Source organism: Klebsiella sp. GN_Kp190, assembly GCF_040061795.1.
GTDB classification, from domain to species: domain Bacteria; phylum Pseudomonadota; class Gammaproteobacteria; order Enterobacterales; family Enterobacteriaceae; genus Klebsiella; species Klebsiella michiganensis.
Genome location: NZ_JBEAFN010000073.1, coordinates 1 through 13715, shown reverse-complemented (window position 1 = coordinate 13715; position 13715 = coordinate 1). Strand labels below are relative to the sequence as shown.

General features: G+C 54.2%; 12 protein-coding genes and 1 other RNA gene. 6 read left to right on the top strand and 7 right to left on the bottom strand.

Annotation, left to right across the window (positions count from 1 at the left end):
- Window positions 1-273 precede the first annotated feature (273 nt).
- From nagA to kbaZ, 6 genes are read right to left on the bottom strand one after another with little or no spacing between them, the layout of a single operon-like run.
- The gene (gene nagA, locus ABLU67_RS26550; RefSeq protein WP_348852599.1) at window positions 274-1404 is read right to left on the bottom strand and encodes an N-acetylglucosamine-6-phosphate deacetylase; all 1131 of its coding nucleotides are present in this window, start codon (window positions 1402-1404) and stop codon (window positions 274-276) included.
- Window positions 1401-1835, bottom strand: coding sequence for a PTS galactosamine/N-acetylgalactosamine transporter subunit IIA (gene agaF / locus ABLU67_RS26545; protein WP_004125557.1), 435 nt, complete (start codon window positions 1833-1835; stop codon window positions 1401-1403). Before agaF ends, nagA begins: the two co-directional genes overlap by 4 nt.
- 17 nt (window positions 1836-1852) lie before the next feature.
- A complete protein-coding gene (gene agaE, locus ABLU67_RS26540) occupies window positions 1853-2731 on the bottom strand; it encodes a PTS N-acetylgalactosamine transporter subunit IID (RefSeq protein ID WP_004125554.1) in 879 nt (292 codons plus the stop codon).
- A complete protein-coding gene (gene agaW, locus ABLU67_RS26535; protein ID WP_009651887.1) occupies window positions 2721-3500 on the bottom strand; it encodes a PTS N-acetylgalactosamine transporter subunit IIC in 780 nt (259 codons plus the stop codon). Before agaW ends, agaE begins: the two co-directional genes overlap by 11 nt.
- 10 nt (window positions 3501-3510) lie before the next feature.
- Complete coding sequence (agaV, locus tag ABLU67_RS26530) at window positions 3511-3984, bottom strand: PTS N-acetylgalactosamine transporter subunit IIB (RefSeq protein ID WP_038423719.1); 474 nt, start codon at window positions 3982-3984, stop codon at window positions 3511-3513.
- A gap of 12 nt (window positions 3985-3996) precedes the next feature.
- The gene (gene kbaZ / locus ABLU67_RS26525) at window positions 3997-5298 is read right to left on the bottom strand and encodes a tagatose-bisphosphate aldolase subunit KbaZ (protein ID WP_221841989.1); all 1302 of its coding nucleotides are present in this window, start codon (window positions 5296-5298) and stop codon (window positions 3997-3999) included.
- A 250-nt stretch (window positions 5299-5548) separates the two neighbouring features.
- Between kbaZ and ABLU67_RS26520 the strand changes: the two genes are divergently transcribed.
- A complete protein-coding gene (locus tag ABLU67_RS26520) occupies window positions 5549-6358 on the top strand; it encodes a DeoR family transcriptional regulator (protein WP_064358301.1) in 810 nt (269 codons plus the stop codon).
- Between the two features lie 60 nt (window positions 6359-6418).
- On the opposite strand, the gene garD is transcribed toward ABLU67_RS26520, so the two are convergent.
- Window positions 6419-7990 carry a galactarate dehydratase gene (gene garD, locus ABLU67_RS26515; RefSeq protein ID WP_172868753.1) on the bottom strand — a complete coding sequence of 524 codons (1572 nt, stop codon included), beginning with the start codon at window positions 7988-7990 and terminating at the stop codon, window positions 6419-6421.
- Between the two features lie 518 nt (window positions 7991-8508).
- Between garD and garP the strand changes: the two genes are divergently transcribed.
- From garP to rnpB, 5 genes are all read left to right on the top strand, one after another.
- The gene (gene garP / locus ABLU67_RS26510; protein WP_064375026.1) at window positions 8509-9843 is read left to right on the top strand and encodes a galactarate/glucarate/glycerate transporter GarP; all 1335 of its coding nucleotides are present in this window, start codon (window positions 8509-8511) and stop codon (window positions 9841-9843) included.
- Between the two features lie 28 nt (window positions 9844-9871).
- Window positions 9872-10651 (top strand): 2-dehydro-3-deoxyglucarate aldolase, encoded by a 780-nt coding sequence (gene garL, locus ABLU67_RS26505; RefSeq protein WP_048260510.1) that lies wholly within the window; start codon window positions 9872-9874, stop codon window positions 10649-10651.
- Window positions 10652-10795: 144 nt separating this feature from the next.
- Entirely contained in the window at window positions 10796-11686 is an 891-nt protein-coding gene (gene garR, locus ABLU67_RS26500) for a 2-hydroxy-3-oxopropionate reductase (protein ID WP_004105999.1), read from the top strand.
- Window positions 11687-11751: 65 nt separating this feature from the next.
- Window positions 11752-12897, top strand: a complete 1146-nt coding sequence (gene garK, locus ABLU67_RS26495) for a glycerate 2-kinase (protein ID WP_025108329.1) — start codon at window positions 11752-11754, stop codon at window positions 12895-12897.
- A gap of 32 nt (window positions 12898-12929) precedes the next feature.
- Window positions 12930-13308, top strand: an RNA gene (gene rnpB, locus ABLU67_RS26490) — RNase P RNA component class A.
- Window positions 13309-13715 lie beyond the last annotated feature (407 nt).

Sequence of the window (13715 nt, the reverse complement as noted above, 5' to 3'; positions counted from 1 at the left end):
CAGACGCTGGCAAATTGTCGCTATCTTTCGTTTTGTTTCACTTGTTCATGTGATCGATTGATTAAAATTTATAGGAAAGAAATCGAAAGTTCAATGATGCAAAATGAAATAAAACGAAATTTGTGATCGAGGGAGCGGGGGTTTTATATATGTAATTGATAAATGGATAATAAATCCCATGAAAGCAACGTGAGAGTTTTGTTTTACGAAAGGAAAAGAAAGTAAAGGCCTTGCGATCGTAAGTCGAAGGCCACTATGACGTTTAATGAAGGGCTATAGAGGGAAAACCTGGCCCTGAATCCATATCCCTTGTAAATGCAGTCCACCGTTGAGGGCGATGGCGCTGGCGCGTTTACCGGCCTTTAGCGAACCTAACTGATTGTCGATTCCCAGCAGACGGGCTGGATGTAGTGAAGCCATATGGATAGCATTCTCAGGGGAGATACCGGTGAGTTCGACCATATTACGAACCGCCGCATCTACCGAAAGCGTACTGCCCGCCAGACTACCGGAAGCGGTCCGCACAATACCACCACGCATCTCTACCTTTTGGCCGCATAAGGTATAGCTCCCGTCAGGCATTCCCGCGGCCTGCATCGCATCGGTAATTAGTACTATCCGGTCTTGCGCGCAGCAGCATAGCTTCATGGCAGTGGGGTGAACGTGGTGTCCGTCGGCGATAAGTTCCAGCCATGCACGTGCGTCGGTTAACCCTGCGCCAACCATGCCCGGTTCCCTATGGTGTAATCCCGTCATACCGTTATAGCAATGCACCAGCCCGTCCGCACCGGCATCAAAAGCGCTCCGGGTTTGCTCGCAGGTCGCCGCGCTATGCCCCAACATTACCCGCAGACCTCGATGCTTCAGATGGTTAATCGCCTGAAGTGCTCCGGTTTTTTCCGGTGCCAGCGCAACCACGCGCAGGGTATCGCGAGAAATGGCTATCATTTCATCCAGTTCTGCGAGATCCAGTTCGCGGAACCATTCCGCAGGATGAGCGCCTTTGTTCTGCGGCGTAAAATAAGGACCTTCCAGATAGCTTCCCAGCACCTGCGCTCCGGGACCTCCGGAATAGCAGCGTTGCGCTATACGCGCCAGCACTCGGTGTATCGTCTCTAACGGAGCCGTAACGGTGGTGGGGAGCCAGCCGGCAACCCCTTCACGTGCTTTGTGCATGGCTAGTTTATCAAGTACATCCGGAGCATCGTCCATCACATCGACCCCGGCGCCACCGTGGACGTGAGTATCGATGTAAGCGGGAGCGAGTAGCTCAGCATCACGGAGCATGGTTCCCATGGAGATAGGCTCTATTGCCGTAATGACACCCTCTTCAATACGCAGTTGATGATCGTCCAGCCAGCCTTGTTCCGTCAGCAGACGTCTGGCGCGCAGAATTTGTGTCATATCCCTTCCTCGGCGGTGCTCTCTTCGCGACAGCGTCCTAGCTCGTCCACCAGACTGGTCAAGCCACGGTGCCCGCACTCCAGGGCCTGTATGCGAAACGCCTCGCCGCTGAGTTCATCGCGATCCAGCACCATTTCCAGCAGTAGCTGCAGGTTGGTGCCGGTAATCACTTCACGGCCGGTTTTTTGCATCGCCAGTGTTGATGCAACGCGGAATGGCGTCCCGCCGAGCAGGTCGGTCAGGAATATGAGGCCTTCTTCGCCGTCCAGTTCTCCAACAGCCTGCTCAAGCTGCGAGGTAAGCAGCGCGGTGGTGGAAGTCTCAGGAAAATCGATAGCGATAAAGTGAGACTGCTCGCCGAGGATCTGCTTCATCGCTTTTTCCATGCCGCTGGCAAATCCGCCATGCCCCGTCAAAATGATACCTAACATCTCTGACCTCTTTTGCTTTACAGGAAGTGACAGAATTTACCGACGACGCCCAGAACCACGGTGATGCCAATAAGGCGCAGCGGACTCCAGCCTCTGCGTACCAGCCAGTACATGGTCAGGGTATAGACCAGCGGCAAAAATGCGGGCATCAATTTATCAATAACGTCGGCCTGCAGTTTAACCACCGCATCGCCGGCCTTGATTTCGAGCGTCGTATTCAGGCGAACATAGGTTGCTACCAGCGCCCCAATGACCGTCATCCCAACGATTGACGCCGCATGACCCACTTTCTTTGTGTTCGCTTTGATAAGCGGAATTGCTGCGACGCCCATTCGATATGCATAGTGCGCCAGACCAAAGCGTAGACCGAGATGGACGACGTTAAACAACACGATAAAGACTATTGCGCCAAGGATAGAGCCTTGCAGCGCCAGGCTGGCTCCTATCCCGCCGCAGATCGGCAACAGCGTCAGCCAGAACATGGCATCGCCAATCCCACCGAGCGGTGCGCCAACGGCGATTTTGGTGCTTTGGATGCTGTTGACATCCTGCTTGGAGCGTTCCATTGCCAGAATGATGCCAATAACAAACGTCACCAGGAAAGGATGGGTATTAAAGAATCCCATATGGCCTTTCATGGCTCGGGCCAAATCGCGTTTGTTGGTATGGATCTTTTTCAACGCGGGTAGCAGACCGTATAGCCAACCAGATGCCTGCATACGCTCATAGTTAAAAGAAGCCTGCAGCAGCATGGAACGCCAGGCCACGCGGTTAATGTCTTTTTTAGTGAGATCGGCGCCAATATTCTGATCTTCATAGACGTTTTCATTCACCCCGGTGAGCAGCGTTTCTTCATTTTCAGTCGTATTCGACAAGGTATGTTGGTTAGATGCCATCTTCGAATTCCTCTTTCTGTGCCGCTGGTTTAGTCGGTTCGGGAGATTTACGCAGCAGATCGATCAGCGCCATTGCCAGCGCGGCCGCGGCGATAGCCAGGACCGGAAGCTTGAGCCAGGCCGCGGCAACGAAACCTATGATGAAATAAGGGATATAGACGTTTTTCAGCATGATTTTTAGCAGTACGGCAAAGCCGATAGCGGGCATGATGCCGCCTGCAACGCCCAGGCCGTCAATCAGACGTTCGGGCAGCACATCAATGGCGGTTTTCGCGTGTTCTGCTCCGAAGTAAATTGGCAGGAAAGCGCAAAGGAAGTAGAAAATGCCTAGCGCCAGCAGCGCCAGATAGTTAACCCGTTCAATACCTGCTGTATCGGCATTTGCGGCCATGCGATCGCAGCGGGACATCACGCCGGACATGACGGAGAACAGGAAGGTAATGCCCATTTGTACTGCGACGGCAAACGGTACGGCGACCCCTACAGCCACGTCAGGTTTCACGCCGGTGGTTATGGCAAAAGTTGTTCCCACGATAGTGCCAATAATGACGTTAGGCGGCTGAGCGCCAGCGAGCGGCGCCAGACCCATCCACACCAGTTCCAGCGTGCCGCCGGTTAAAATACCGGTATGCAGATCGCCCAGAATCAGACCAACCAGCGGCCCAAGTACCACTGGACGGTGCATGTGTGTTAAACCGTTGAACATATCGAGGCCGGCAATAAAGGCGAGAATACCTAATGCAAAAGCCTGCAACAGACTAATTTCCATTGTGAATCCCTCAAAGTAGTTTAAAGAGATCCAAAGCAGGTTCTGTCGGGACACCCTGAACGAAGCATTCCACTCCGGACGCTTTCAGACCGTTAAAGGCGCTGATATCGTTCGCGTCGACAGAAACAGTTTTGGCAATTTGTTTTTTACCTTCGGCGTAATGCATGTTTCCCACATTGATGCGTGTGACGGGCACACCGCCTTCGACCAGCTTGAGAAAATCAGTCGGTGTTCTGCATACCAGTAAAATTTTCTGCCGGTCGGCGGCGCGGTGAATGTTATCGATCGTTTTTTGCAGCGACCAGAAACGTACGGCAATCCCTTCGGCCAAAACCATTTCCATCAGATTCTGCTGCACGGTGTCTTCAGCGACTTCATCATTAGCGACCAGTACCAGATTTGCCCCCGCAAATCCGACCCACTGTACGCCTACCTGGCCATGGATGAGTCTTTCGTCAATACGACTCAGTACGATATTTGGCATAGCGTTTTCCTCTTAGTTGTTATCCGTTATGGAAGTAACGCCCTGACAGGCGGCATGGTACTGCTGCAGTATGTCCTGAATGTGGCTCATGATGAGTTCCCGCGGCGTGGCACTGAGATCTCCCTCGCGTACTTTTACGTACTGCAAAGGTAAATACTGGCTGATAAGCGGTAGCGGGATTGGCTCACCCGCCAGATTGCGAACCAATCTTTCGAATGCGTCATCAATCTGGCTGTCCGGCCAGTAATAACGAACGCGATCGGAATAGCTGTAGCCGCGGGCCAGACGACGTGCGTTGCCATCGCCGTGATAGTGGCTTTGCCAGTATTCCGGGCGATCGAGCATTACGCTCTCAAGTACGTGACGCAGGCCAGAGCAGGCTTTGGCCGGCAACAGCTCCTCCTCAATGGCTGCTAGCGAGAACAGCGCTTCGCGCAGGGCGAAAGTCAACGCCGGACCAACTTTCAGAATGGCGAAGTGATCTTTCACTAGCTGGCGCAAAGATTGCGGCGTCTGGTAATCCGTGGAGTGTGCTTCGAATACCAACGTGTCGTAAGCTTCAACCATTTTGCTCAGAGCGACGGCTTTTTGCGGTTGGTAATCTATGATGTGCGTATGATCGAACTCGACGCCGGGTTGCACAACCAGGGCAATGATGCGGGACCAGATGGCATTCAGACCCAGTTTTTCAAACGCATGGCGATGGGCTTTCAGCGTGGCGCGTGCCGCATCGGGTGTAGTGACCTCTAGCTCGGCTAATGTTTCGTGGGCACCGCCTGGTACAGGCACTTCGGTGCCAATGACGTAGACGAGATCCGATTCGCCGAACTGCTCCACGCAGGTTTCCTCGGCAATCTTTGCCAGACGTGCAGCACGTTCAGCGACGATAGCATCGGTTAGCGGAACCGGATCGCCCTGACAGGACATGCTGCAATCAAGATGGATTTTTTTAAATCCAGAAGCCACGTAGCTTTTGATCAAACCGTCAGCATTGGCCATCGCCTGCTCTGCTGGCAGATGCTGCCAACGATTTGGGCCGAGATGGTCGCCGCCCAGAATTAACTGCTCTTCGGGGAAATCAAGCGAGTTGGCCAGTTGGCAGACAAAGTGGCGAAAATCAGCTGGGGTCATTCCCGTATAACCGCCAAACTGATCAACCTGATTGGAGGTTGCCTCGATCAGCAGAGGAGTTCGGTTAGCATGTGCGTAGCGTATTGCAGACTCCAGAACTAGTGGATGCGCCGAACAAACGGCATATATACCGTTTGCTTTCCCCCGTTTATGCTGTTCCACCATAGTCGTCAGATGTTTCACTTTCCTCTCCAGGTTGGATGGTTATGATAATTATCTTTCGTTTTGTTTCATTTTATACTGCATCATGGTGTTATAAAAATAAAACGAAAGATAATAGTTTTCCGATCTGTTTCACAAAAGAAACATAATGAAAGTGTTTTGCGGCGAGTTTATGGGCTGAGATACCTATCGCGGGGCTTGCATTCGGGTAAAAGAAAGGCGTTAATAAGGAAAACGAAATAAAACGAAAGAATTAGTTAAAGGATTTCTTATGAGCAACACAGACCATTCTGCAGATAAGCGGGTACCCGGTACCAGCGAAAGACGGGAGCAGATCATCCAGCGGTTGCGGCAGCATGGAAGCGTGCAGGTGAACGATCTTTCTGAATTGTTCGGCGTTTCTACGGTGACGATCCGTAACGATCTTGCGTTTCTAGAAAAGCAGGGGATCGCCGTTCGGGCTTATGGTGGTGCACTGATTTGCGACAGTAATATCCCCGGCGGAGAGCCTTCTGTTGAGGATAAAAGCTCGCTGAATACGGCGATAAAACGGCGTATCGCCGGAGCTGCTATTGCGCTGATCGGGCCGGGGCATCGCGTTATTCTCGATTCCGGTACCACGACATATGAGATCGCCCGTCTGCTGCGCGAGCATACTGACGTTATTGCTATGACCAACGGTATGAATGTTGCTAATGCATTACTTGAAGCGGATGGTGTTGAGCTGTTGATGACCGGTGGGCACTTGCGTCGTCAATCGCTTTCGTTCTATGGCGACCAGGCAGAACAGTCGTTGCAAAATTACCACTTTGATATGCTGTTTCTTGGTGTTGATGCGATCGATCTGGAGCGGGGCGTCAGCACCCATAATGAAGACGAGGCCAGACTAAATCGTCGGATGTGTGAGGTTGCGGAGCGCATTATCGTGGTCACCGACTCGACAAAATTCAACCGTTCCAGCTTGCATAAGATCGTCGACACTCAGCGGATCGATACCATCATCGTTGATGATGGTATCCCGCCAGAAAGCCTGGAGGGGCTGCGTAAGAGCGGCGTTGAAGTCATTCTGGTGAATGCGTAAATATTGATACGCCGGGGGCGATGCTCATTCACCGCCGCCCGGCTTTTCTGCTAAGGATTATCACGTCACCGGCGCCGGGTTAAACACCGCCAGCTGATTGTGCAATCCCCACTGATCCGAGAAGGTCTTCTTGCGGCCGCTGGCGACATCAAGAATAAATTCAAACAACTTCAGCCCTACCTCTTCGATGGTTTCTTCTCCGGTGGCGATGGTTCCCGCGTTGATATCCATTAAGTCATACCAGCGGTTTGCCAGCTCGGTACGCGTCGCCATTTTTATGACCGGCACGGCGACCAGGCCGTACGGCGTACCGCGACCGGTAGTAAAGACCTGCACCGTGATCCCGGAAGCCACCTGCTGAGTACCGCAGACAAAGTCGCTCGCCGGCGTCGCGGCGTAAATCAGCCCGCGTTTGGTCGGGCGCTGCCCCGGAGAGAGCACTTCGGCAATCGCGCTCTTCCCGGATTTAGCGATAGAGCCCAGCGCTTTCTCGACGACGTTCGCCAGGCCGCCTTTCTTGTTGCCCGGGGAGGGGTTGGCGCTGCGGTCGGTTTTGCCCATATCGAGATAGTTATCGTACCAGGCCATCTCCTCCAGCAGGCGTTTTCCGACTTCTTCGTTGATGGCGCGCGGCGTCAGCAAGTGGATCGCATCGCGCACTTCGGTGACTTCCGAGAACATAACGGTCGCCCCGCAGCGCACCAGCAGATCGGATGCGTAGCCCACCGCCGGGTTGGCGGTGACGCCAGAAAACGCATCGCTGCCGCCGCACTGCATACCGACAACCAGCTCGGAGGCCGGGCAGGTTTCACGCTGGCGCTGGTTCAGCTTCTCCAGGTGGCGCTCGGCGACCTGCAGAATGTCATCCACCATGGATTTAAAACCAACGTGCTTCTCATCCTGCAGGCTGACGATGCTGGCGCTATCCACGGGGATACTTTTCACATCGTCGGTGCCTTCCAGCAGGCGCTCCGGCTGCAGTTTTTCGCAGCCAAGGCCAATCACCATCACTTCGCCACCGAAGTTTGGATTGAGCGCCAGGTTATGAATGGTGCGGATCGGGACGACCGCCGCTGGGGCGTTAATCGCCACGCCGCAGCCATACAGGTGGTTCAGACCCACAACGCCATCGACGTTGGGATACTTCGGCAGCAGCTCGCGTTCGATAATTTTCACCACATAATCGACGACGCCCGCCACGCAGTGCACGCTGGTGCTAATGCCGAGCAGGTTTTTGGTGCCCACGCTACCGTCGGCGTTGCGATAGCCTTCGAAGGTATAGCCTTCCAGCGGCGGCAGCGGCGCCGGGACTTTGGTCGCCAGCGGGAGGGTATGCAGCGGCGGCGCTTTCGGTAGTTCGACCAGCGATTCGTCAATCCAGCTGCCCTGCGGAATATCGCGTACCGCATAGCCAATCACCTCGCCATAGCGGATAATTTCACCGTGGACGGGAATATCGACCAGCGCGACTTTATGGCCTTGCGGGATATGTTCAACGAGCGTGAGTCCGTCAGGGAAACGCGTTCCGGCCTTTAAACCGCGATCGTTAACAATAATCGCCACGTTATCCGTTTCGTCTACTTTTATATAAAACGCCGTTGGCGATTCTTGTCTAATTTCAATGTCAGCCATTGTCCAGTATTCTCCAGCAAGGTGCGAATAATAAAATAAAACGTTTATACCCATCATATTTCAAGCTGCATATGTGTTGGCTTTCCTCGCTCACCCCAGTCACTTACTTTAGTAAGCTCCTGGGGATTCCCTGCGTTGCCGCCTTCATGCAACTCGAAATATTTAGGGTATATTCAATTTCTGATGTGCAGATTTGTGAAATAGAGAATGTCAGGTGTTTGAATCTGAAAATGTGATCTAAATCACCCATTGCTGCGCGGGCGAATACGTTAAAAAGGGAAAACGCTGGAACTGTGGAACAGCGCCCACTGATTATTGCATTTGCACAACAATAACGATAATTAAACGCCATTTACAGGTTATATGCACAGTGTTTAACGCTCGCAAGCTGATTATACTGAGTCATGCTTGCAATGCGCCGGATAAGTAAATCGATACCTCCTGATATTGATTTCTGAATAATGAAGAATCACACCAAAATAAATAATGGAAGGTGTGTTGTACCTGAGGAATATTAGATGAGTCTGGATGCAACGATAGAACAGAAAAAGGAAGTGCCAACTCGATATTTAATTCTGTTGATCATTTTCATTGTTACCGCTGTTAACTATGCCGACCGGGCGACGCTCTCGATCGCCGGTACAGAGGTGGCGAAAGAGCTGCAGCTGAGCGCGGTCTCGATGGGCTATATTTTCTCCGCTTTCGGCTGGGCCTACCTGCTGATGCAGATCCCCGGCGGCTGGCTGCTCGATAAATTTGGCTCGAAGAAAGTCTACTCTTACAGCCTGTTCTTCTGGTCGCTGTTTACCTTCCTGCAAGGCTTTGTGGATATGTTTCCACTGGCGTGGGCGGGTATCTCAATGTTTTTTATGCGCTTTATGCTGGGTTTCTCTGAAGCGCCATCTTTCCCGGCAAACGCCCGTATCGTCGCGGCGTGGTTTCCGACGAAAGAGCGCGGGACCGCATCGGCGATCTTTAACTCCGCGCAGTATTTCTCCCTGGCGCTGTTCTCGCCGCTGCTGGGCTGGCTGACCTTTGCCTGGGGTTGGGAGCACGTCTTCACCGTCATGGGCGTGATTGGCTTTGTGCTGACCGGCCTGTGGGTAAAACTGATCCATAACCCCACCGACCATCCGCGCATGACGCAGGAGGAGCTTAAGTTTATCTCCGAGAACGGCGCCGTCGTTGATATGGACCATAAAAAGCCCGGCAGCGCGGCGACCAGCGGACCTAAACTGCACTATATCAAGCAGCTGTTGACCAACCGCATGATGCTGGGCGTGTTCTTCGGCCAATATTTTATCAATACCATCACCTGGTTCTTCCTCACCTGGTTCCCGATTTATCTGGTGCAGGAAAAGGGCATGTCGATTCTGAAAGTGGGTCTGGTCGCATCGATTCCGGCGCTGTGCGGTTTTGCCGGCGGCGTGCTGGGCGGGGTGTTCTCCGACTATCTGATTAAACGCGGTTTTTCCATCACCGTGGCGCGTAAGCTGCCGATCGTCCTCGGAATGCTGCTGGCTTCCACCATCATTCTGTGTAACTACACCGATAACACCGCGCTGGTGGTGACCCTGATGGCGCTGGCTTTCTTCGGTAAAGGGTTCGGCGCGCTGGGCTGGCCGGTGATTTCCGATACCGCGCCGAAAGAGATTGTCGGCCTGTGCGGCGGCGTCTTTAACGTATTTGGTAACGTCGCTTCCATCGTAACCCCGCTGGTTATCGGTTACCTGGTGAGCGAGCTGCACTCATTCAACGCAGCGCTGGTCTTCGTCGGATGCTCAGCCCTGATGGCGATGGTTTGCTATCTGTTTGTGGTCGGCGACATCAAACGCATGGAACTGCAGAAATAATTAACGGTTAAGTGACAAGGTATAAACGATGAACAACGATATCTTCCCGAACAAATTTAAGGCGGCCCTGGCGGCGCATCAGGTTCAGATCGGCTGCTGGTCCGCGCTGGCGAGCCCGATTAGCACCGAAGTTTTAGGTCTGGCAGGTTTCGACTGGCTGGTACTGGACGGCGAACATGCGCCGAACGACATCTCAACCTTTATCCCGCAGCTGATGGCGCTGAAAGGCAGCGCCAGCGCGCCGGTCGTTCGCGTACCGACCAACGAGCCGGTGATTATTAAGCGTCTGCTGGATATCGGTTTTTATAACTTCCTGATTCCGTTTGTCGAAACGGAAGAGCAGGCGGTTAACGCCGTCGCCTCAACCCGCTATCCGCCAGAAGGCATTCGCGGTGTATCCGTCTCGCACCGCGCCAATATGTTTGGCACCGTGCCGGATTACTTCGCGCAGTCGAACAACAACATCACCATTCTCGTGCAAATTGAGAGCCAGCAGGGCGTGGATAACGTTGATGCGATAGCCGCCACGCCGGGCGTTGACGGTATTTTTGTCGGCCCAAGCGATCTGGCCGCTGCGCTGGGCCATCTGGGCAATGCTTCCCATCCGGAAGTGCAGAAAGCTATTCAGCATATTTTTGCCAGCGCGAAAAAGCACGGTAAGCCGAGCGGCATTCTGGCGCCGGTTGAAGCCGACGCGCGCCGCTATCTGGAATGGGGCGCGACCTTTGTTGCCGTCGGCAGCGACCTGGGCGTTTTCCGTTCTGCCACGCAGAAGCTGGCTGACTCCTTTAAGAAATCTACCCAATAAATTTCGAGCTGCATCAAGGTGGCAACTAAGCGAATCCCCAGGAGCTTACACGAGTAAGTGACTGGGGTGAGCGAAGGCCGCCAACGAAGAGGCAGCTTGAAAGGTGAAGGGTATAACCACCACCGAAACTAGAGAGATAAAGACATGACAATGAAAGTTGGTTTTATTGGCCTCGGTATCATGGGTAAACCAATGAGTAAAAACCTCCTCAAGGCAGGTTACTCGTTGGTGGTTGCTGACCGTAACCCGGAAGCGATTGCCGAAGTGATTGCCGCAGGCGCAGAAACCGCCGCGTCAGCGAAAGCGATTGCCGAGCAGTGCGATGTGATCATCACCATGCTGCCGAACTCCCCGCACGTGAAAGAGGTGGCGTTGGGTGAAGGCGGCATTATTGAAGGCGCGAAGCCGGGCACCGTGCTGATCGATATGAGCTCCATCGCGCCGCTGGCGAGCCGCGAAATCAGCGAAGCGCTGAAAGCGAAAGGCGTCGATATGCTGGATGCGCCGGTCAGCGGCGGCGAACCGAAGGCCATCGACGGTACGCTGTCGGTGATGGTGGGCGGTGATAAAGCGATTTTCGACAAATATTACGATCTGCTGAAAGCGATGGCGGGTTCGGTGGTGCATACCGGCGAGATCGGCGCGGGCAACGTGACCAAGCTGGCCAACCAGGTGATCGTGGCGCTGAACATTGCGGCGATGTCCGAAGCGCTGACGTTGGCGACCAAAGCGGGCGTGAACCCGGATCTGGTATATCAGGCCATCCGCGGCGGGCTGGCCGGAAGCACCGTACTGGATGCCAAAGCGCCAATGGTGATGGACCGCAACTTCAAGCCGGGTTTCCGTATCGATCTGCATATCAAAGATCTGGCGAATGCGCTGGACACTTCTCACGGCGTGGGCGCCCAGCTGCCGCTGACCGCCGCGGTGATGGAGATGATGCAGGCGCTGCGCGCCGACGGTCTGGGTACCGCCGACCACAGCGCGCTTGCATGCTACTACGAAAAACTGGCGAAAGTGGAAGTCACTCGCTAACAAGAAGGGCGCGGATGCGCGCCCTGTAATTCTTGCCTCGCGCGGCACTGTCAGGCTACATAACTATGAAAATCGTAATCGCCCCAGACTCTTATAAAGAAAGCCTCTCGGCCACCGAGGTTGCTCAGGCTATAGAAAAAGGTTTTCGGGAAATTTTCCCCGATGCGCTCTACGTGAAGGTTCCTCTCGCCGATGGCGGAGAAGGTACCGTTGAGGCGATGATTGCCGCGACGCAGGGAACCGAAATGAGCGCCTGCGTGACGGGGCCGCTGGGTGTTCCGGTTAATGCCTGCTGGGGGCTTTCCGGAGACGGCAAAACCGCGTTTATCGAAATGGCTGCGGCCAGCGGGCTGGGGCTGGTTCCGCCCGCTCAGCGTAACCCGCTATTGACGACGTCGCGCGGTACCGGCGAGCTGATTTTGCAGGCGCTGGATCATGGGGCGAAAAATATCATCATTGGCATTGGCGGCAGCGCCACCAATGACGGCGGCGCGGGAATGGTTCAGGCGCTGGGCGCGCGTCTCTGCGATGCCAATGGCGCGGAGATTGGCAACGGCGGCGGTAGTCTGTGTAGCCTCAATTCGATAGATCTCTCCGGTCTTGACGCGCGACTGCATGATTGCGCTATTCGGGTCGCCTGCGATGTCACCAATCCGCTGACTGGCGATACTGGCGCATCAAGGATATTTGGTCCGCAGAAAGGGGCTACCGAAGCGATGATCCGCGAGCTTGACAGCAACCTGGCGCACTATGCGGACGTTATTAAGGCCGATCTGCATGTCGATGTGAAGCAGGTTGCCGGCGCGGGCGCGGCGGGCGGCATGGGCGCAGCGCTGATGGCGTTCCTGAACGCTGAATTACGCAGCGGGATTGAAATCGTGACCCAGGCGCTGAATCTGGAAGAGCATATCCTCGATTGTTCGCTGGTGGTGACCGGTGAAGGCCGGCTGGATAGCCAGAGTATTAACGGTAAAGTGCCGGTTGGCGTGGCGAACGTGGCGAAAAAGTATCATAAGCCGGTAATTGGCATTGCCGGTAGTCTGACCCGGGACGTCGGCGTGGTTCACCAGTATGGGATTGATGCGGTGTTTAGCGTGCTGACCAGCGTAACGACGCTCGAAGAGGCGTTTCGCGGCGCGGCGGACAATATTTATCATGCGTCGCGTAATATTGCGGCGACATTGCAGGTTGGGATGGCGACAGAAGGATGACAACCGTCGGTAAACCCTCTATACTTCGCGCCGAAGCTGACCAGACAGTCGCCGCTTCGTCGTCGTCCTCTTCGGGGGAGACGGGCGGAGGGGAGGAAAGTCCGGGCTCCATAGGGCAGGGTGCCAGGTAACGCCTGGGGGGCGCAAGCCCACGACCAGTGCAACAGAGAGCAAACCGCCGATGGCCCACGTAAGTGGGATCAGGTAAGGGTGAAAGGGTGCGGTAAGAGCGCACCGCGCGTCTGGTAACAGTTCGCGGCACGGTAAACTCCACCCGGAGCAAGGCCAAATAGGGGTTCATAAGGTACGGCCCGTACTGAACCCGGGTAGGCTGCTTGAGCCAGTGAGCGATTGCTGGCCTAGATGAATGACTGTCCACGACAGAACCCGGCTTAACGGTCAGCTTCCTCATTCAAAGAAAACCCTCGTCAGAAATGGCGGGGGTTTTTGTTTTCGGCTAAAGGTTGAAACAGAGGGCAGATGAATGACTGTCCACGACGCTATACCCAAAAGAAAGCGGCTTAACGGTCAGCTTCCTCATTCAAAGAAAACCCTCGTCAGAAATGGCGAGGGTTTTTGCTTCATACGGCAGTTTAAAACACAGGACAGATGAATGACTGTCCACGACGCTATACCTAAAAGAAAGCGGCTTAACGGTCAGCTTCAACTTTTCAGAAAACCCCTGCCAGCGATGGCGGGGGTTTTTGCTTCATACGGCAGGTTGAAATACAGGACAGATGAATGACTGTTCACGACGCTATACCCCAAAAGAAAGCGGCTTAACGGTCAGCTTCAACTTTTCAGAAAACCCCTGCCAG

Bases quoted from the DNA above. Each gene is read 5' to 3' on its own strand.
- agaE (WP_004125554.1), bottom strand. From the start codon at position 2,731: ATGGCATCTAACCAACATACCTTGTCGAATACGACTGAAAATGAAGAA.
- garP (WP_064375026.1), top strand. From the start codon at position 8,509: ATGAGTCTGGATGCAACGATAGAACAGAAAAAGGAAGTGCCAACTCGA.
- ABLU67_RS26520 (WP_064358301.1), top strand. From the start codon at position 5,549: ATGAGCAACACAGACCATTCTGCAGATAAGCGGGTACCCGGTACCAGC.
- agaV (WP_038423719.1), bottom strand. From the start codon at position 3,984: ATGCCAAATATCGTACTGAGTCGTATTGACGAAAGACTCATCCATGGC.
- garR (WP_004105999.1), top strand. From the start codon at position 10,796: ATGACAATGAAAGTTGGTTTTATTGGCCTCGGTATCATGGGTAAACCA.
- garL (WP_048260510.1), top strand. From the start codon at position 9,872: ATGAACAACGATATCTTCCCGAACAAATTTAAGGCGGCCCTGGCGGCG.
- garD (WP_172868753.1), bottom strand. From the start codon at position 7,990: ATGGCTGACATTGAAATTAGACAAGAATCGCCAACGGCGTTTTATATA.
- garK (WP_025108329.1), top strand. From the start codon at position 11,752: ATGAAAATCGTAATCGCCCCAGACTCTTATAAAGAAAGCCTCTCGGCC.
- agaF (WP_004125557.1), bottom strand. From the start codon at position 1,835: ATGTTAGGTATCATTTTGACGGGGCATGGCGGATTTGCCAGCGGCATG.
- agaW (WP_009651887.1), bottom strand. From the start codon at position 3,500: ATGGAAATTAGTCTGTTGCAGGCTTTTGCATTAGGTATTCTCGCCTTT.
- nagA (WP_348852599.1), bottom strand. From the start codon at position 1,404: ATGACACAAATTCTGCGCGCCAGACGTCTGCTGACGGAACAAGGCTGG.